Genomic DNA, 19,523 nt, shown 5'->3' on the forward strand with positions numbered 1-19,523 from the left:
CGACGCCGCAATTCAAGGTTTCGCCTTAGCGGGCGATGGTGCGGTTCCAGGCGTCGACCCAGGCCGAACGGTTGGCCTCGATCTTGACCGGGTCAAAACGGATGAGGCCCTTCACGCCTTCTTCGCCATAGGCGACGTCAGCGGCGACTTCACCGGCAAGCTCGGTCTTCGCGTTGGTCGGCGAGTAGCGCAGCTTCTCTGCGAAGCAGGCCTGCGCCTCCGGCGAGATCGACATGTCGATCAGCTGGACGGCGAGATCCTGGTTCGGACGGCCTGCCACGAGGTTTGCCGTGATGAAGCTTGCCGGCGTGCCTTCTGCACCCTGGGTGAAGGCGGTCGGCAGACCGGCCTTGCGCAGCGTGTAGGCGTAATCGGAAGCGTAGGCCGCGATCCAGGCGTCGTTCTGGGCGAACTCCTGCTGGATTTCCGGCGAGGTGGAAACAACGATTGCGCCATTTTCGAGCAGCTTGGTGACTGCATCGAGACCCGGCTGAATGTTGTCGAGATCGCCGCCATTGACCTGGTTGATCATGAGGAAGCCGAGCATGCCGTAACCGTTGGAAATGTCGGTCAGGACGATGTGGTCGGCATAGGCCTCGTTGGAAAGATCCTTCCAGGCGGTCGGCTTGGGATCGGCAGCTTCGTCATTGTAGAGAAGGCCGATCGCAGCAATCGAGTAGGCCGGACCTTCACCCTTGGCGAGGTTGGCGCGCGCGAAGTCATAGACATCGGCGGCGTTGGTCAGCTTGGCTTCGTCGATGGGCGACAGGAGGCCTTCTTCGGCAGCCACGATTTCCTGACCACCGGAGAAGTGGATGACATCGAACTGCGGAGCGTTCTTCTGCGCGCGAAGCTGGGCGAAAGCGTCGGCGGAATAGGCCGTCACCACGCGCACCTGAGCGCCGGTCTTTTTCTCGAACGGGGTGAGAATGCACTCACGATGTGCTTCTTCGTAAGCACCGCCGAAGGAGTTGATCGTGAGCGTTTCGGCCTGGGCAAGCGCCGTGCCTGCCATCAGAGCGCCAACGCCGGCGACCGTGATCTTGGAAATCGTCTTCATGGCTGTTCCCTTGCTGTCTTTATGTTTGATCTTCTGGAAATTGGGCAGCCGGCCCCGAGAAGGGCCGGCTGCCGGATCATCAAACGATGCGGCCGATCTCGACCGTCTTCAGGCCTTCCTTGCGGATCAGGCGGCACTGCTCGGCGATTGCGTCGAGCCCTTCGGACATGTTTCCGAAGTAGGTGCACGGGATCCAGCCGGTCGGGCCGAACGTGCGGCCACCAACACCGTAGAACATGCCGATCTCCCAGAACTCGTCCGGATCGATCTTGAAGAAGTTCTTCGGCTGATAGAACCAAAGCATATCACCAGGCTCCGGGAGAACCGTCTGGTTTTCCGGCGGCAGGCTGGTCGGATCGAAGTTGCGGGCCTCTTCCGGCAGACCCATCATGATTTCCGGGCCGGAGAAGATGGCATGGCTGGCAGGAACCTGAATCGGCTTCTCCAGTGCACCCCAGATCGCTTCGCAGGTCTTGGGCGCGGTATCCCAATAAAGAGAAATGATACCCTTTACGTCTGCCTCGACGAATTTCAGATAGATATTCTTGTCAGTCATGAACCTAAACCCGTTTGTTACGCCCATATTTCAAGGCAAGGTCGGGTGCATGTCCAATCGCAATGCGGAATTCTGCCTATAAAGAAATTTTATCGCCAGTCAGATCAGAGCGCGCTTACGCCTGTGACAATCCCGCCGCACGACGCGCCGCCTCTCCGACGTAACGCCAAAACGCCAGATCATGCGGCCGTTTTTCCGCTTCCCACTCGGGATGCCACTGCACGGCGAAGACCGGAGCCTTTGTCCCGGCGGCTGCGACAGCCTCGACAACACCGTCATGTGAACGAACGGCGGCGGAAAGCCCCTCGCCCAGCTCACCAATGCGCTGATAGTGAACGCTGTTGATCTTCAGGGGACCGGAGACGGCGAGCGCCTTCTCATAGGCCGCACCCGGAACCACCTCGGCGTCATGCCCATAGGCGAACATGGCATCGAGATCGACGCCATCGGGCGCATGGTGCGAGAACTCCGGCGTGCCGGCATCACGCTCGTCGACAAGCGTGCCGCCAAAAGCGACATTGATTTCCTGAAGGCCACGGCAGATGCCGAACAGCGGCGTGCCGCCTTCTACCGCTGCATCGATGAGACGCGCGGTTGCGCTGTCACGCGCAGCATCCAGCATGCCGCGCTGCGCATGGGGCGAGCGATAGCGGGCGGGCGAAATGTTGGAATTGCTGCCAGTCAGAAGCAGGGCATCCATTCTGGGCAGGAGTGCCGCGACATCATCCGCATCGAGATTGCTGGGAAGGATGAGAGGCAGCGCGTCCGCGTGCTGCCGCACGGCGTTCAGGTAACGCTCCTTGACGATCTGGGCATTCTCTCCCTCCACCGGACGGGTGCAGGCGATGACGCCGATGACAGGCAAAGCGGACATGAGTTTCTTCCTTTCGGGAACTGGAAAACGGCAAATAGCGGCGAGGCTCATAACGCCTCGGACAACGCTACGAGAATAAGACAGCCGCGAAAAGCTTCTGGACCAAACGACCAGTCCAGCAATAAATCAACCCGCTATTCGGTCGCAGCCGGTTGTTCCGGCAGCCACCCGCCTTCGGGCGTTGGCGCAAGGGCCGGCGTTTCGAACACACCGACAACGCGGTCGCAGATGCCCCCGCTCTCGGCCGAAAGCGCCTCGCGCCAGCGGCGCGTCTGCAACATGGCCGCACCGACGGCGACGGGCTCGATGTTGCACAGTTTGAGGAGTTTCAGACCGGCGAGAATGGAACTGCCGGTGCTGATGACATCATCCACCAGAAGCACGCGGCGACCCTCGATGAGGGGCAGCATGCGGGGGTCCACATAAAGGCGCTTCTGCTGATCGGGGCTGGTGACGGAGCGCAGCGGAACCGAGCGCTCTTCCTCGTACCAGAACTTGCGCGACGTGCTGAGCGGCACATAGCGGCTGTGACCGAGCGCGCGGGCGACCTGCGAGGCGAGCGTCAGACCCAGCGTCGGTAGACCGACGACAACATCCGGTCTGAAGGCGGACGCCTTTTCAGCGAGCGCCTTCGCCAGCGCGTCGGAAACGGAGAAGCTCGCCTGGTTGACGATCAGCGAAGCCAGCGCCCGCTCCCCACCTGAAAGAACGCGGATCGGGAGGCCGAGCTGACGCCCATCGGGCAGCTCTGCGGGGAAGAACCCCTTGTGGCCGCCGCGCGGGGCGCGCTCGTAGGTTCCTGCCGGTTCGAGCTCCTGCCAGAATGCCTGGGGATCGATCTGGAAATCGGAATGCGTCATTGTCTGCCGAAAGGCCCCGCGTTAAGAATGAGCTGTTTTCACCTGGATTTCTGTTCCCGGACAGAGCGTATATCTCCACGCCGGCCGCCTTGTTGCGGAAGGCACCTTTTATCCGGGCAGACGCATAAATGGAAAGGGCGTATTGATGGCTGTTAACGAGGATGTTCGCGCGGAGATGGATTTTCTCGTCGCATTGCGGCGCGATCTGCACGCACATCCCGAGCTGGGCTTCGAGGAAGAGCGGACCAGCCAGATTGTCGCCGAGCATCTGACAGAGACCGGCATGAAGGTGCATCGCGGCCTTGGCGGCACCGGCGTGGTGGGCACGCTGACGGTGGGCAATGGCCCGCGCACCATCGGCCTGCGCGCCGACATGGACGCGCTCGCCATGCCCGAAACCGCCGACCGCCCCTACAAATCGACCGTGCCCGGCAAGATGCATGCCTGCGGGCATGACGGACACACGACGCTGCTTCTGGGCGCGGCGCGCGAACTGGCGCGCACGCGCAATTTCTCAGGCACGGTGCACTTCATCTTTCAGCCGGCGGAAGAAGGCCGGGGTGGCGCAAAGCGCATGGTGGAAGACGGCCTGTTCGAGATGTTCCCCTGCGATGCGGTCTATGGCCTGCACAACATGCCCGGCCTCGACACCGACGAGATGGCCGTGGTGGCCGGCCCGCAGCTCGCCTCCTCCGACAGCTGGCAGGTGCGTTTTCGCGGCGTCGGCACCCATGGCGCAAAACCGCATCTGGGCAAGGACCCGGTGACGGCGGGCGGACATTTTCTCGCAAGCCTGCAAACGATTGTCGGCCGCGTGGTGGACCCGTTGCAGCCAGCCGTGGTGAGCGCCTGCTCGGTGCAGGCGGGCGACCCCAATGCGCTCAACGTGATCCCCGATTTCATCGACATCGCAGGAACCGCCCGCGCCTACACGCCGCGTGTGCGCGACCAGCTGGAAGAAGAGATCGGCCGGCTTGCGAATGGTGTTGCTGCAATGTTCGGCATCGAGGCCGAATACCGCTTCATCCGCCGCATTCCGCCCGTGGTGAACAATGCGGATGCGACGGCGCGTGCGCTGGCGGCGGCGCAGGCCGTGTGCGGCGACAAGGTGCGCACCGACTTTCCGCCCTCGACGGCGGGCGACGACTTCGCGTTCTTCTCGCAGGACGTGCCGGGGGCCTATGTGTGGCTCGGCAATGGACCGGCAGTGGATGGCGCGCTGCACCACAACACGGCTTATGACTTCAATGACGGGGCGATTGGCACCGGCGTGAAGTTCTGGACGACGCTGGTGGAGCAGGAACTGGCGGCCTGATTTTGGACGTGGGGCGCTCGCCCCTCATCCGCCTGCCGGCACCTTCTCCCCGCAGGCGGGGAGAAGGAAAGCGCGGATTTTCTCTCGCTCAAAAACCAAGATGCGGCTTCTATGCCCCCTTCTCCCCGTTCACGGGGAGAAGGTGAGGATGAGGGGCGAGCGCCGACTTCTAAAACCTATCCCAGAATTTCGAGAACCGGCGTTTCCAGAACAGCGGGGCGGGCATTGTCGGCAATGCCGAGATCGGTCTGGTGCGGGCCGGCATTGCAGGCGAGCGTCGCGCCGAAACAGGCCTTGAACACCAGATAGGGCGGCTCCCAGTCGACAATGCCGTCCATGGCGGAGCGCAGGGCCGCAAAGCCCGCTGCCACATCGGCCAGCGGCTCATCGGAAACGAGGCCCGACAGGGGCAGCGCCAGAGAGGCGACGATGCGACCGCCCTGCGCAACGGCCATGCCGCCGCCAGCCTCGATCACCCAGTTGGCCGCTGCCGCCACATCTTCTTCATTACCGCCGAAGACCGTGACGTTGTGGCTGTCGTGGGAAACCGTGGTGCAGAATGCGCCGCGCCACGCCCCCCAGCCGGTGAGATAGCCCACACGCGGAATGGCCGCCGCGCGGCCATGACGGTGGATGACGCTGATCAGCGTCGCGCCCTCGGGCGGCACGACGAAGCCATCGCGCACCGTTGTTTCGGCCTCGCCCCACTCGGTGAAGCGGGGGCGGTGAATGGTGGCGACGCGCACACGCTCTCCTTCCGCCCGGACGCGGAAATCATCGGGCGTGAAGGCGGGGCATTTGATGGAGCCTTTGAGCGGCGCGGTGGAATGCGCCTTCACCGGGGCGGTCAAAGCGCCATCGCGCGCGACCACAACGCCATTGGCGATGACGGCGGCGGCGCGGAAATTCTCCAGATCGTCAAACAGCGCGATGTCGGCGCGGCGACCGGCGGCGACAAGGCCAAGATCGGGGCGCGCGAGCCGGTGCGCGGCATTGAGCGTTGCGGCCTGAATGGCCCAGCTCGCCGGCATGCCGTAGCGCACCAGGCGGCGCACCACATCGTCAAGCCCGCCTTCGTTCAGAAGCGAGTCGGGAAAAACGTCGTCGGTGCACAGCGTGACCGTGGAAGGCAGCCGCCCGAGCGCGTTCAGCGCTTCGACGAATTCCGGCAGTAGGTGGTCGTGCGAACCGCGCATCTCGATCGCCAGGCCGGCACGCAGCTTGGCCATCAGATCATCGCCGGAGACGAGTTCGTGATCGGAGCTGACGCCGGCGGCCATGAAGGCGTTGAGGTCTGCGCCTGCGAGGCTGCGGGCATGGCCGAAGACGGGCTTGCCGCTTTCAAGGCCGGCCTGCACCACATCGCGCATGGGCGCGGTGCGGTCGATGACGCCGCGCATGTTCATGACCTCGGCAACGCCGCCAATGCCGGGACGCGCCAGCATGCCGGCAAGCTCGGCTCCGCCGAAATCGGCAGCGGACATTTCAAGTCCCGGTGCTGCGGGAACGCAGGACGGCGCGAGCACGATCATGCGCAACGGCAGATCGGCTGCCGCCTCCAGTGCCCAGGTGACGCCGTCGAGCCCGTGCACATTGGCGAATTCATGCGGGTCCCACTGAACGGTGGTGACGCCGCGCGGCAGGACAGCCTGCGCATAGGCGGCCGGCGTGATCATGGAGCTTTCCACATGCATGTGCATGTCGATCAGGCCGGGCGTGATGGTGAGCCCTTCCGCCTCGATGATCTCGGCTGCGTCTTCGCGCGCGCCCCGTTCGTGGACGCTGGCGATGAGCGCGCCGACAATGCCGATATCGGCAGGGCGCAGTTCGCCAGTCACCGCATCGAGCAGCGTGCCGCCGCGAATGAGAAGATCAAACGGCGCATCGCCGCGTGCGGCTGCAACGGCGCGGTCGCGCAGGGCGGCATTGTCGAGATCGCGGGGTTCGACGGTCATGAGCGGGCAGCCTCCACAAGGGCGTCGAGCGCCAGCGCGCGAACGCGGGCGGCATCGGCGCGCATGCCCCACAGGGCGTTGGGTTTCACATGCGGGCGCTGGTCGACAATGGTGCGGCCGCGCGTGTGCGCGCCGGCAAGCTCCATCGTCACCTCCGCTTCTTCGAAGACGAAGGCGTCAGGCGCGACAAAGGCGGCGGCGGCGGTGGGATCGTAAAGCGCCATGGCGGGACGGCCGCGCGTGAGCGCGATGTCGACATAAGCGCCCAGAAGATCGGCCAGAATTTCGCCGCGCGGCGTGCCGGCGGCGCGCACGACATCGACATCTTCGGGACCGACGAGCACCTGGCGGCACAGATCGAGATCGGCGACGCGCAGCGAAATGCCGCTTGCCAGAACGATGGCAACGGCCTCCGGGTCGGCGAAAGCGTTGAACTCGGCGGACGCCGTGTGGTTGCCGCGGGTTGCGCCACCGCCCATCCAGGTCACGCTGTCGATCTTTGAAAGCAGATCCGGGCGGGCGAGCGACAGGATCGCGATGTTGGTGAGCGGGCCGAGCGCAAGGATTTCGCCCGGCGCATCAAGCCCTTCAAGCCATGCGGTCAGAGCCGCAAGCGCATCGGTGCGCGGCAGCGCCTCGGCTTGAGGAAGGCTGCGCCCACGGGTGGGAATGCCGGTGGGGCCGAGAACATGGGCGGGTGTTTCCACCCCGCCCAGGATCGCCCGTTCCGCGCCGGTGTGGATCGGGAACCGCCAGCCAAGCAGCGATGCGGCTCCGGCGGCATTGGCGCGCACCGCATCCATCGGCGCGTTGCCGAACACCAGCGAGACGCCAGCGACCGGCTTCGACGAGGCGGCGACCATCATCACCGCCAGAATGTCGTCGAAGCCCATATCCGTGTCGATCCAGACCAAGGCGGACACTCCCTTTCTACATGCGTTCGAGAACGGCGGCGCGTTCCGGCGGCAGGTCGAAGGCAACCCGGCTGCCCGGCTCGAAAGCAGGTGCGGCGGCATCCATCTCGGCCTTGATGGGGCCGAGCGGGCTCTTCAAGAGATATTCGCGCGAGCCACCGGCAAAGGCGGCGCCAAGCACCTCGCCCTCAAAGCGCCCCTCGCCGAGGGTCACCATGTTCGGACGCCATGCAAGACCGGACGCGCCGGCTGCGGGCTTTGCGGAAAGCTGCATCGCGCCGGCTTCGGTGCGAATGCCGTCGCCTTCCACCGGGAAGATGTTCTCGAAGCCGACGAAGTCCGCGACGAAGCGGGACTGCGGCCGGTTGTAGACATCCTCGGGCGAACCGACCTGCTCGATTGCGCCTTCCTTCATGACGACGATGCGGTCGGCCAGCGCCAGCGCCTCGTTCTGGTCATGCGTGACGAAGACCATGGTGACGCCGCTCTCGCGCTGAACGCGCTGCAGCTCGGTGCGCATTTCCAGACGCAGGCGCGCATCAAGGTTGGACAGCGGCTCATCGAGCAGCAGAACCTTGGGCTCCATGACCAGCGAGCGGGCAAGCGCAACGCGCTGCTGCTGACCGCCTGAGAGTTCCGCCGGCTTGCGGCTGTGGAACCTGGAAAGCCCGACCATGGCGAGGCCGGCCTCGACCCGCTGGTTGATCTCCACCGTGGGAAGCTTTTTCAGGCGCAGACCGAAGGCGACGTTCTCGAACACGGTCAGGTGCGGGAACAGCGCGTAGGACTGGAACACCAGACCGACATGACGCTTGTTGGCCGGCACATAGGTGATGTCCGCGCCATCCAGCGTGATCTTGCCGGACGCCGGACGCAGAAGGCCGGTGATGGCGCGCATGGTGGTGGTCTTGCCGCAACCGGAGGGGCCGAGCAGTGCAATCAGCTCGCCCTTGCGGATGGACAGGTTGAGGCTTTCGACCGCGACGGTCTTGCCGTAGGCGAGCGTAAGATTGCTCAGATCGAGATAGGTTTCATCAGACATAGCGGGAGAACCCCAGGAAACGTTCCGCGAGGAAAACGATGGAAATGGAGAGGAAGGCGAGCAGCGCGGCAAGAGCGGCCACCGACGGATCATAGGTGATTTCCATGTACCAGATCATGTCGATGGGCAGCGTGCGCACGCCCGGTCCTGAAAGGAAGAGCGACACCGGCACCTGATTGAAGCTGGTGACGAAGCCCAGAATGAAGGCCGCCAGAATGCCGCTCTGAATGTTGGGCAGCACGATCCGGAAGAAAGTGGCGACCCGCGAAGAGCCGAGGATGACCGCAGCCTCCTCGATGTCGCTGCGCAGATTGTCGAGCGAGGCTGAAACCACGCGCACCGCATAGGGCAGGATCAGCGCCGTGTGGGCGATGAACAGCGCCACGCCGACGCTGACATCAAGCGGGATCACCAGATAGCGCAGCAGCGCCAGACCGACGATGATGCCCGGCACGATGATCGGCGCGGAGACGATGGTGCGGATGGTCTCGCCGAAAGGCAGACGATAGCGCGAGGCGGCATAGGCCACCGGCACGCCAAGCACGAGTGCAGCGAGCGTGCCGAAGATGGCGAGGAACATGGAAAGCGCGAAGCTTGCCCTGAAACTCTCCACCTCGAACACTTTCATCACCCATTTGAGCGACAGGCCCTGCGGCGGGAAGGCGAGCGTTTCGCCGCCCGAAAGGGCCGCCGCGACGATGATGACGAACGGCCCGAGCAGGAAGATGAGGACGAGCGTCAGCGTGACGTAGGACAGAAGGCGGGAGGTCATCGCTTGTTCCTCGCGGTGGCCAGGCGTTTCAGAAGCAGGTTGGCGGAAAAGCTCATGACCATGAGGATCATGGCGATGATGCTTGCCGAGGCGAAGTCATTGGCGACGGTGACGCGCTGATAGAGCAGCGTTTCCAGCATCAAGACCTTGGAGCCACCGAGAATGGCGGGGGTGATGTAGGCCGTGAGCGAGCCGGTGAAGACCAGCGTGCCGCCGATGACGAGCCCTTCCTTGGTGAGCGGAAGGATGACCTTGACGAAGACCTGCAGCCAGTTTGCCCCCAGAACACGCGCGGCGGGCACGGCATCCTTGGGCATGTTTTCCAGCGCACTGATGAGCGACAGGATCATGAGCGGCAGGAAGAGCTGCAGAAGACCGATGAAGACGGCCGTCTCGGTGAACAGGAACCGGATGGGCGTGTCGGAAAGACCGAGCCAGACAATGGTTTCGTTGACGAAGCCGGTGCGGCCCAGAATGACGATCCAGGCATAGGTGCGGGCGACGGGCGAAATCATCAGCGGCATGACGACGAGGCCGATCATGCGGCCGCGCGCGGTGGGCGGCAGCGTGACGATGGAATAGGCCGTGGCATAGCCGATGACCGCCGACACGGCAGTCACGATCGCGCCGAGCTTCAGCGTGCGCCAGAAGACGGTGCGGTTCAGGTCGCTTTCAAAGAAGCTGGCATAGGACGCCAGGGTCCAGCTTCCCTCGGCGCGAAAGCCCTCGGAAAGCAGGATGCCCACGGGAACGAGAAAAACGATCGCCGCGAAGACCGCCGCAGGCAACGCCAGCGCCAGTCCTTCCATCCGATTCTGAAACATGTGTTGGAACCTTGTGTTGGGTTCAGGGGCGGGTCCTCCACCCGCCCCTGGACCATCGCATCAGCGTATCGGCTTACTGGCCGATCTGAGCATTCCACTCCGAGAGCCAGGTCTCGCGGTTGTCGAGGATGACGGCCGGGTCGAGCAGCTGCAGGCTCTCAACGGTCTCGGCGCCATAGGTGAGGTTTTCGGCGATCTCCTCGGAGACCTTCACTTCCGAATTGGCGGGGCTGTCCACCAGCGCCTCGGCAAGCTTGGTCTGGACCTCGGTGGAGAGCCAGAAATCCATGAACTCATAGGCGAGATCTTCGTTCTTCGCGCCCTTGGTCAGGATCATGACGTTCATGCCGCCGGTCTGGCCTTCCTTCGGGGTGGCCCAGGCCATGTCGAAGCCCATCTTGGAGTATGCGCCCCAGGCAAAACGGCCAATGGGTGCTGCCAGGATTTCTTCCTGCTGCATGAGCTGTGCGACCTGCGAGGAACGCTCGTAGAAGGTGACGATGTCGTCCTTGTTCTTGGCGACTTCGGCAATGGCGGCCTTCAGGTCTGCGGAATCGTCACCGATGGCCTTGCCGACCATGTAGAGCGCGGGCGGACCCTGATTGGTGCTGACATTCGGGAACGCAACGCGGCCCTTCAGCTTGTCCTGGAACAGGTCGGCCCAGCTTTCAATCGTCACCTCGTCGGCGCGGTAGGCGATGGAGGTGGCGTAGAAGGTGTAGCCGACAGCCAGATTGTCGCCGAGCGGGTCCTTGGCGATGTCATAGAGCTTGTCGTAGTTCGACAGGCGGCTGACGTCGATGGACTGGGTGATGCCTTTGCGCGATGCCGAAAGCGCGTCGTGCGTGGACATGACGGCCATGTCGATTTCCGGATCGTCCTTGCGGGCTTCCAGCTTTGCGAGACGCTCCACGGAGTTGCCGGTCTCGACCACCAGCTCACAGCCGCACTGGGCCTCGAACGGATCGTAGACGATCTCCTTGAAGGCGTCCTGGGCGAAACCATAGACGGAGATGACGAGGGTCTTGTCGGCTGCCTGTGCTGCGCCGCTGAGTGCGGCCAGCGCGACGCCGGAGGCCATGAGTTTCTTGAACATGTCTAATCGCTTCCTTCTCTGGTGGTGCTTTTCTAGACGGGGTCCGTGGCGGATGATGACGCGGGCCAGCGATGGACCGACGTCCTGTCGCCAGGAGCGGCCCGACCCAACACCGGGCCGCTTGACTGGCGTATGATGAGCTCCATCGGGATGGAACTCTGGCCCTTGAGGGCCGGCAGATCGGACGACGCATCGCGCGCGCCGCCTTGGTCGATCTGGGAAATGAGGTCGGCTATCGCGATCTCGGCAATGCGCTCCATATCCATGCGCATGGTGGTGAGGCTCGGCGCGATGACGCCGGCCCAGATGAGATCGTCAAAACCGGTGACGCTGACATCGTCGGGAATGGAGACGCCGCCCTGCTGCAGCTCGGTGATGGCGCGCAGGGCATGAAGATCGGACACGGCGGCGAAGGCCGTAACGCCCTCCTCCACCAGACCCACAAGACCGAGCGGGCAGCCGGAACCATGGCTGCGCTCCATTTCGCCGATCCAGATCAGGCGGGCTTCGCCCTTGCCGGAAAAGGCTTCGCGAATGCCGGCAATGCGGTCGTTCTGAACGTTGGAATCGGAATGAAGGCCGATGATCGCCACGGAGCGGTGGCCGAGCTCCAGCAGGTGCCGGCCCATTTCGAGGCCGCCATTGCGGTGATCGGCGGCAACCGTGTTGCCCGGTGTGGAGGGGGAATCGATGACCGCAACGGGACGGCCGATATCGGCAATGCAGGTGCCGTGGCGCGGCACGACGACGATGCCATCCGCACCGCGCTCGATCAGCCGGTTGATGGCGCGGGACTGGGCTTCGATATCGCCGCGACTGTCGCCGATGAGAACGCCATAGCCAGCCTCGGAGGCGGCATGCTCGATGGCCTGCGCAAACTGGGGAAAGAGCGGGTGACCGATATCGGCCAGAACGAGGCCAAGCACATGGCTGCGCCCGGTGCTCAGCGCCCGGCCTGCGAGGCTGGGCACATAGCCCAGCTCTTTTGCCTTTTCGCGGATCGCCCGGCCGAGCTCCTTCGACACGCGGCCCTTTCCGGACATCGCGTTTGAAACGGTCGCAACCGATACGCCAAGAGCTTTGGCAATATCGGATAGATTGGCGCGAGAAGCCATCAAAGCCCGATTCAAATGAAGGTTAAGCGTTTAAGCATTATGCCCGGCAAGAACCATCATGTCGAATCGGATTTTGAAAATCCCCAGAAATAGCGGTCAGGACATATCAATATCATGACCGCTATGGCGATCAGGCGGACGCCGTGACCACCCTCGCCGCGCCGACCTGCGCTCCCTCCTGCCCGGCGGACCGGGCAGGAAGCGGCGCCTGAAAGCGCTTGAGGCGCAGGGCATTGCCCAGCACGAAGACACTGGAGAGCGCCATCGCACCGGCAGCGAGCATGGGCGACAGGAGCGTGCCCGTGGCCGGATAGAGGACGCCGGCGGCAACCGGAATGAGGCTCACATTGTAGGCGAAGGCCCAGAACAGGTTCTGCCTAATGTTGGTCATGGTCGCCTGCGAGAGGCCGATGGCGTTGGCAACACCGGTCACATCGCCCGCCATGAGAACCACGTCGGCGCTTTCGATGGCGACATCCGTTCCGGTGCCGATGGCGATGCCGACATCGGCTTCGGCCAGAGCAGGAGCATCGTTGATGCCGTCACCGACGAAGGAGACCGGACCTGCCAGACTGCGCAGGCGCTTGAGCGCCTCGACCTTGCCCTCGGGAAGAACCTCCGCCTCGACCCGGTCGATGCCCAGCTTTGCGGCGATGGCTTCGGCGGTGTGGCGGTTGTCGCCGGTGATCATGGCCACTTCCAGCCCCAGTGCATGAAGTGCGGCGATGGCGCGCGGCGTCGATTCCTTCACCGGATCGGCAACGGCGACCACGGCGGCAAGCCGGCCATCGACCGCCGCATAAAGCGGCGTCTTGGCGTCGGTTGCGAGCCTGTCGGCATCGGTGGATGCGCTGCCGATCTCGACACCCTGCTGGCGCATGTAGCGGTCCGCACCGATGTGGAGTTTGCGGCCGTCAACGGTGGCTGCGATGCCGAAGCCCGGAACCGCATCGAACGCGGCGACCGGCTTGAGGGTGAGCCCCTCGGCGCGCGCGGCCTCGACGATGGCCTCGGCCACCGGATGTTCGGACATGGCTTCCGCCGATGCGACGAGCGAAAGGATATCGGCGCGCTCGAACCCATTCTGCATCACGAAATCGGTGAGTGCGGGGCGACCGAGCGTCAACGTGCCGGTCTTGTCGAAGGCGACGACACTTGTGTTGCGCAGGCTCTGCAGCGCCTCGCCATTGCGGAACAGAACGCCAAGCTGTGCAGCGCGACCGGTGCCGACCATGATGGAGGTGGGCGTGGCGAGCCCCATGGCGCACGGGCAGGCGATGATGAGCACCGCGACCGCGTTGACCAGCGCGAAGGCGAATGCGGGATCGGGACCGAACACCATCCACACGACGAAGGTGAGCGCGGCGGCAAGCATCACGGCCGGCACAAACCAGGCCGTGACCCGGTCGACCACCGCCTGAATGGGCAGCTTGGCCCCTTGCGCGTTTTCGACCATGCGGATGATCTGCGCCAGCACCGTGTCGGAGCCGACCTTGGTGGCGCGGTAGACGAAGCTGCCGGTCTTGTTGATCGTTCCACCGATCACCTCATCGCCTTCAGCCTTGGAGACAGGCACCGGCTCGCCGGAGATCATGGCTTCATCGACATAGGAAGAACCGCTTTCGACCAGACCGTCGACCGGCACCTTGTCGCCGGGGCGCACCTGAAGCCGGTCGCCCACAACCACGTCCTCAAGCGGCAGCTCGACAAAGGCACCCTCGCGGAGAACACGCGCGCTCTTGGCGCGCAGGCCCATCAACCGCTTGATGGCCTCGCCGGTGCGGCCCTTGGCGCGCGCCTCCAGAAGCCGGCCGAGCAGGATGAGCGTGACGATGACGGCGGACGCCTCGAAATAGACGTTGACCGTGCCGGACGGGAGAACGCCGGGCGCGAAAGTGGCCACGACCGAATAGGCCCAGGCGGCGGTGGAACCGAGCATGACAAGCGAATTCATGTCCGGCGCAAAGCGCATCAGCGCGGGGAAGCCCTTGCGATAAAAGCGCAGGCCCGGCCCGAACTGCACGATGGTCGCCAGCACGAAATAGAGGAGGTAAAGCGTCTTGCGGTCGGCGATCCCCATCAGCCAGGCATGCATGCCCGGTATGAAATGGCTGCCCATCTCGAGAATGAAGATCGGAAGGGTGAAGATTGCAGCCAGCGTGAAATCGCGCTTGAGCGAACGAAATTCGGCGGCCTTGGCCTCCTCATGCGCATCACGGGCGGCAGCGCCATCGGAACGCGCGACCGGCGTGTAACCGGACTTGCGGATCGCCTCTTCAACGCCGCGGCGCGCTTCATCGTTCAGAAGTTCGACGGATGCGCTTTCGGTGGCGAGGTTCACCGCGACCTTGGAAACGCCGGGCACGGCGGCAATCGCCTGCTCCACACGCCGCACGCAGGATGCGCAGGTCATGCCCTCGATGCCGATATCGAGATGGCTCTCCGGCACGCCATAGCCGGCACGTTCCACCGCACTGACGATGCTGGAAAAATCAACGCCGGGCTGCACCGCCACATCGGCCGTCTCGGTCGCCAGATTGACCGAGGCGCTTTCAACGCCATCGACGGCGGCAATCGCCTTCTCCGCGCGTTTGACGCAGGAAGCACAGCTCAGCCCCTCGATGCGGAAGCGTTTTACATTGGCCGAAGACGTGCCGGCAGGAAGGGTATTCATCGCTTTCACCCTGAATGACTATTGTTCAGGATTGCGCTTCTAAACCTTCCAGTCAATGGAAGGTCAAGCGAGAAAATCACTGCATCATGTCGGAGCCGGAAAAGGCGCTCAGAAGCAGGCGCAGATACTGCACTTCCGGGTGGTTCGGCAGCCGCCGGTCGATCTCGGCAAGCTGGCGGCGCGCCGCATATTCGATATCGGCATGGGGCGGGAGGCTCAAAAGCCACTCCATGAAAGCGCGCTGCTGCGCCGGGATCGAGCCCGCGCGCAACAGCTTCATTCTGGTTGCGTCATACGCCATGGATCAGTCCCAGCTCAGCGCGCCGCCGTTCTGATATTCGATGACGCGGGTCTCGAAGAAGTTCTTCTCCTTCTTCAGATCCATCGCCTCGCTCATCCACGGGAACGGGTTTTCGGTTTCGGCGAAGACCGGAGCCAGGCCAAGCTGGGCGCAGCGGCGGTTTGCGATGAAGTGCATGTACTGCTCGCACAGCGCCGCGTTGAGACCGAGAAAGCCGCGCGGCATCGTATCCCGCCCGTAGGATGCTTCAAGTTCGGCGGCATGCGCGATCATGCCCCGCACCTCGTCCTGAAAGGCGGGCGTCCAAAGATGCGGGTTCTCGATGCGGATCTGGTTGATGACGTCGATGCCGAAGTTCAGATGGATCGATTCATCGCGCAGGATGTATTGATACTGCTCGGCGATGCCGACCATCTTGTTGCGGCGGCCAAGCGACAGGATCTGTGCGAAGCCGGTGTAGAACCACATGCCCTCGAAGATGACATAGAAGGCCACGAGGTCACGCAGGAACGCCTGATCGGCCTCCGGCGTGCCGGTCCTGAATTCGGGATCGTCCAGATGCTGCGTGAAGTCGAGCGCCCATGCCGCCTTGTCGGTGATGGAGGGCACTTCGCGATACATGTTGAACAGCTCGCCCTCGTCCAACGACAGGCTTTCCACGATGTACTGGAAAGTGTGCGTGTGGATCGCCTCCTCGAAGGCCTGACGCAGCAGATATTGCCGGCATTCGGGATTGGTGAGGTGCCGGTAGATCGCCAGAACGATGTTGTTGGCGACAAGGGATTCGGAGGCAGCGAAGAATCCGAGATTGCGCTTGATCATGCGCCGTTCGTCTTCGGTCAGGCCATCGCGCGATTTCCAGAGCGCAATGTCGGCCTGCATGGAGACCTCGGTGGGCATCCAGTGATTGTTGCAGCCGGCGAGATATTTCTCCCAGGCCCAGCGATATTTGAGCGGCAGGAGCTGGTTGACGTCGGCACGGGCGTTGATCATGCGCTTGTCATCCACCGAGACGCGGGCCGCCCCGCGCTCGATCTCGCCGAGGCCCGTGGCGTCGGCCTCGTCAGCGGCAGGGTTCGCGGCAGTGGCGGGCTGCGATTGTTCGTTCCAGTTCAGCATTTTTTTGTCTTCCGATTGGGTTTGGGCGCTACGTACCCACCTTCGTCCTTCGACAGGCTCAGGATGAGGGGGGGGCTCAGGCTCACGATGAGGGTTGGGGCGCGCTGCGCGGGATGCGAAGGCCGGGTTACTGGCAGGCTTCGCACTCGGGATCGTCGATGGCGCAGGCCCTGCCCCATGCCGCGTTCGGATCGATGGCGATGGGCGCGGCAGGAACGCTCGTGGCGGAGACGGCGTTGAGTTTGCCATCGGTTCCCTTGAGCGTGGATTTCTCCACATGGGTGGCGGAACGCGAGCGCAGGTAATAGGTCGTCTTCAGGCCCTTCCGCCATGCCAGCCGGTAGAGTTCGTCCAGCTTCTTTCCACTCGGATTGGCGATGTAGAGATTGAGCGACTGGGCCTGATCGATCCATTTCTGGCGGCGCGAGGCGGCGTCGATCAGCCAGGCGGAGTCGATCTCGAACGCGGTCGCATAGAGCGCCTTCAGATCATCCGGCACACGGTCGATCTGACCGACGGACCCATCGAAATATTTGAGATCCGACATCATGACCTCATCCCACAGACCGCGCTCTTTCAGATCATGGATCAGCGCCGCGTTCACCACGGTGAAATCGCCCGACATGTTCGATTTGACGAACAGGTTCTGGTAGGCGGGTTCGATGGACTGCGACACGCCGCAGATATTGGAGATGGTGGCGGTGGGCGCGATGGCCATGCAGTTGGAATTGCGCATGCCGGTTTTCTTCACCCGCTTGCGCAGGCTCTCCCAATCGAGCGTTGCCGCACTGTCCATCTCGACGCCCGGTCGCGCTTCTTCCAGAAGCCGGATGGAATCGATGGGCAGAACGCCCTTCGACCAGAGCGAACCGTCAAAGCTGGCATAGCGCCCGCGCTCGGCGGCAAGTTCCACCGAAGCCGCAATCGCATGATAGCCGATTGCCTCCATGCTCATATCGGCAAAGGCCACGGCCTGTTCACTCTGATAGGGAATGCGCAGCTTTTGCAGGGCATCCTGAAAGCCCATCAGGCCGAGACCGACCGGGCGATGGCACAGATTGGAATGGCGCGCCTCGGGAATGGTGTAGAAATTGATGTCGATGACATTGTCGAGCATGCGCATGGCGGTGCCGACAGTGCGCGCCAGCCGCGCCAGATCGAGCGCGCCATCGGCAATGTGATTGACGAGGTTCACCGAACCCAGATTGCAGACGGCCACCTCGTCCCTGGACGTATTGAGCGTGATTTCCGTGCACAGATTGGACGAATGAACGACGCCCACATGGCCCTGCGGCGAACGGATGTTGCACGGGTCCTTGAAGGTGATCCAGGGATGGCCGGTCTCGAACAGCATGGTGAGCATGCGCCGCCACAGATCGACCGCGCGCACGGTCTTGAAGACACGCAGCTCACCGGCCTCCGCCTTTGCCTCATAGGCTTCATAAGCCTTGCGAAACGCCTTGCCATAAAGGTCGTGCAGATCGGGCGTCTCGTCAGGCGAAAACAGCGTCCACGAACCGTCCGCCTCGACGCGTTCCATGAACAGGTCCGGCACCCAGTTGGCCGTGTTCATGTCGTGCGTGCGGCGGCGGTCGTCGCCCGTGTTCTTGCGCAGATCGAGGAACTCCTCGATGTCGATGTGCCAGCTCTCCAGATAGGCGCAGACGGCGCCCTTGCGCTTACCGCCCTGGTTGACGGCGATGGCCGTGTCATTGGCGACCTTGAGGAACGGCACGACGCCCTGGCTCTCGCCATTGGTGCCCTTGATATGCGCGCCGAGACCGCGCACCGGCGTCCAGTCATTGCCGAGACCGCCGGAATATTTGGCAAGCAGCGCATTGTCCTTCACCGCCTTGAAGATGCCGTCGAGATCGTCAGCCACCGTGGTGAGGAAGCAGGAAGAAAGCTGCGGGCGCAGCGTGCCGGAATTGAACAGGGTGGGCGTGGAGGCCATGAAGTCGAAGGACGACAGAAGATCGTAGAATTCGATGGCGCGCGCCTCGCGGTCGATCTCGCGCACGGCAAGCCCCATGGCGACACGCATGAAGAACGCCTGCGGCAACTCGAACCGAATGCCCCCGGCATGAAGGAAATAGCGGTCGTAGAGCGTCTGGAGGCCAAGGAACTGGAAGTTCAGATCACGCTCGGGCCTGAGCGCCGCGCCAAGGCGCGCCAGATCGAAACGGGCAAGCTCGGGGTCGATGAGCTCGCTGGCAATGCCGCTCGCGATAAAGTCAGGGAAATAGCTTGCATAGCGCTCCGCCATTTCGGCCTGCGTCGCCTGCTCGGGCCTGCCGGCCACAAAGGTCAAAGCCTCGCGCCGCAGCCTGTCGAGCAGAAGACGCGCGGAGACGAACGCATAGTCAGGCTCCTGCTCCACCAGCGTGCGGGCGGCAAGGATGGGCGCAAGCGACAGCTCGTCCTGACGGATACCGTCATAGAGATTGCGCCGGGTTTCCGTGAGGATCGGTTCGGAGGAAACGGTCTTGAGGCCGGCACAGGCTTCTTCGACGATTGCGGCAAGCCGCGCCTCGTCCAGCGAAACCAGCGTTCCGTCATCCGCCGTCATCTGCAGGGCGGATTGCGGGGCTTCCACACTGGCCGTCCCGGCGGCGCGTTCGCGGGCGCGCTCCTCGCGATAGAGCACATAGGCGCGGGCAACCCGATGATGCTCGCCGCGCATGAGGGCGAGTTCCACCTGATCCTGAATTTCCTCGATGTGGAACAGACGGTCGGCATCGGCCCGGCGCGTGAGCGCGGACACGACCTGTACGGCAAGCTCCTCGACAATTTCATGGACACGGCGCGAGCCAGCGGCGGTGGAACCCTCAACCGCCAGAAATGCCTTGGTCAGCGCCACCGCGATCTTTGCCGGATCGAACGGTGTGACGCCGCCACTACGGCGGATGACGCGGTAACCCGGTTCAGACGATGCGGTTTCGGTGTTTGCAGTGGAATGCGGAACCGTGGCGGTTCCGTTGGTGTGTTGTGCTTCGGTGGTGTGTTGTGCTTCAGTCGCCGGCATGTAGATCCCCGTGGCGGTTGG

The 19,523-nt window shown here is 63.5% G+C and carries 16 protein-coding genes; 1 reads left to right on the forward strand and 15 read right to left on the reverse strand.

The window, feature by feature from the left end; all coding sequences use genetic code 11:
• Window positions 1-25 precede the first annotated feature (25 nt).
• From DEJ54_RS01840 to DEJ54_RS01855, 4 genes are all read right to left on the reverse strand, one after another.
• The gene (locus DEJ54_RS01840) at window positions 26-1,060 is read right to left on the reverse strand and encodes an ABC transporter substrate-binding protein (RefSeq protein ID WP_113153065.1); all 1,035 of its coding nucleotides are present in this window, start codon (window positions 1,058-1,060) and stop codon (window positions 26-28) included.
• Window positions 1,061-1,139: 79 nt separating this feature from the next.
• Window positions 1,140-1,616, reverse strand: coding sequence for a DUF3830 family protein (locus tag DEJ54_RS01845; protein WP_113153066.1), 477 nt, complete (start codon window positions 1,614-1,616; stop codon window positions 1,140-1,142).
• Window positions 1,617-1,731: 115 nt separating this feature from the next.
• On the reverse strand, window positions 1,732-2,490 hold the full coding sequence (locus tag DEJ54_RS01850) for a gamma-glutamyl-gamma-aminobutyrate hydrolase family protein (RefSeq protein ID WP_113153067.1): 759 nt from the start codon (window positions 2,488-2,490) through the stop codon (window positions 1,732-1,734).
• 134 nt (window positions 2,491-2,624) lie between these two features.
• The gene (locus DEJ54_RS01855) at window positions 2,625-3,350 is read right to left on the reverse strand and encodes a phosphoribosyltransferase (protein WP_204360844.1); all 726 of its coding nucleotides are present in this window, start codon (window positions 3,348-3,350) and stop codon (window positions 2,625-2,627) included.
• Window positions 3,351-3,495: 145 nt separating this feature from the next.
• On the opposite strand from DEJ54_RS01855, the gene DEJ54_RS01860 reads away from it, so the two are divergent.
• Complete coding sequence (locus tag DEJ54_RS01860) at window positions 3,496-4,665, forward strand: M20 aminoacylase family protein (protein WP_113153068.1); 1,170 nt, start codon at window positions 3,496-3,498, stop codon at window positions 4,663-4,665.
• Between the two features lie 176 nt (window positions 4,666-4,841).
• On the opposite strand, the gene DEJ54_RS01865 is transcribed toward DEJ54_RS01860, so the two are convergent.
• The 11 genes from DEJ54_RS01865 to DEJ54_RS01915 all read right to left on the reverse strand — a co-directional run bounded on the left by DEJ54_RS01865 (window position 4,842) and on the right by DEJ54_RS01915 (window position 19,502).
• Window positions 4,842-6,620 (reverse strand): adenine deaminase, encoded by a 1,779-nt coding sequence (locus DEJ54_RS01865; protein ID WP_113153069.1) that lies wholly within the window; start codon window positions 6,618-6,620, stop codon window positions 4,842-4,844.
• Window positions 6,617-7,534, reverse strand: coding sequence for a nucleoside hydrolase (locus DEJ54_RS01870; RefSeq protein WP_113156020.1), 918 nt, complete (start codon window positions 7,532-7,534; stop codon window positions 6,617-6,619). Before DEJ54_RS01870 ends, DEJ54_RS01865 begins: the two co-directional genes overlap by 4 nt.
• Window positions 7,535-7,550: 16 nt before the next feature.
• Window positions 7,551-8,576 (reverse strand): ABC transporter ATP-binding protein, encoded by a 1,026-nt coding sequence (locus DEJ54_RS01875; protein ID WP_113153070.1) that lies wholly within the window; start codon window positions 8,574-8,576, stop codon window positions 7,551-7,553.
• Entirely contained in the window at window positions 8,569-9,348 is a 780-nt protein-coding gene (locus tag DEJ54_RS01880; RefSeq protein WP_025030355.1) for an ABC transporter permease, read from the reverse strand. Before DEJ54_RS01880 ends, DEJ54_RS01875 begins: the two co-directional genes overlap by 8 nt.
• On the reverse strand, window positions 9,345-10,172 hold the full coding sequence (locus DEJ54_RS01885; RefSeq protein ID WP_113153071.1) for an ABC transporter permease: 828 nt from the start codon (window positions 10,170-10,172) through the stop codon (window positions 9,345-9,347). Before DEJ54_RS01885 ends, DEJ54_RS01880 begins: the two co-directional genes overlap by 4 nt.
• A 73-nt stretch (window positions 10,173-10,245) precedes the next feature.
• The gene (locus DEJ54_RS01890; protein WP_113153072.1) at window positions 10,246-11,268 is read right to left on the reverse strand and encodes a polyamine ABC transporter substrate-binding protein; all 1,023 of its coding nucleotides are present in this window, start codon (window positions 11,266-11,268) and stop codon (window positions 10,246-10,248) included.
• Between the two features lie 32 nt (window positions 11,269-11,300).
• Complete coding sequence (locus DEJ54_RS01895) at window positions 11,301-12,383, reverse strand: LacI family DNA-binding transcriptional regulator (RefSeq protein ID WP_113156021.1); 1,083 nt, start codon at window positions 12,381-12,383, stop codon at window positions 11,301-11,303.
• A 130-nt stretch (window positions 12,384-12,513) separates the two neighbouring features.
• Entirely contained in the window at window positions 12,514-15,057 is a 2,544-nt protein-coding gene (locus DEJ54_RS01900; RefSeq protein WP_113153073.1) for a heavy metal translocating P-type ATPase, read from the reverse strand.
• A 76-nt stretch (window positions 15,058-15,133) separates the two neighbouring features.
• Window positions 15,134-15,358 carry a hypothetical protein gene (locus DEJ54_RS01905; RefSeq protein WP_113153074.1) on the reverse strand — a complete coding sequence of 75 codons (225 nt, stop codon included), beginning with the start codon at window positions 15,356-15,358 and terminating at the stop codon, window positions 15,134-15,136.
• Window positions 15,359-15,361: 3 nt separating this feature from the next.
• Window positions 15,362-16,477 carry a ribonucleotide-diphosphate reductase subunit beta gene (locus tag DEJ54_RS01910; protein WP_113153075.1) on the reverse strand — a complete coding sequence of 372 codons (1,116 nt, stop codon included), beginning with the start codon at window positions 16,475-16,477 and terminating at the stop codon, window positions 15,362-15,364.
• Between the two features lie 127 nt (window positions 16,478-16,604).
• Entirely contained in the window at window positions 16,605-19,502 is a 2,898-nt protein-coding gene (locus DEJ54_RS01915) for a ribonucleoside-diphosphate reductase subunit alpha (protein ID WP_113153076.1), read from the reverse strand.
• Window positions 19,503-19,523 lie beyond the last annotated feature (21 nt).

Source organism: Nitratireductor sp. OM-1, assembly GCF_003296175.1.
Classification (GTDB): domain Bacteria; phylum Pseudomonadota; class Alphaproteobacteria; order Rhizobiales; family Rhizobiaceae; genus Nitratireductor; species Nitratireductor aquimarinus.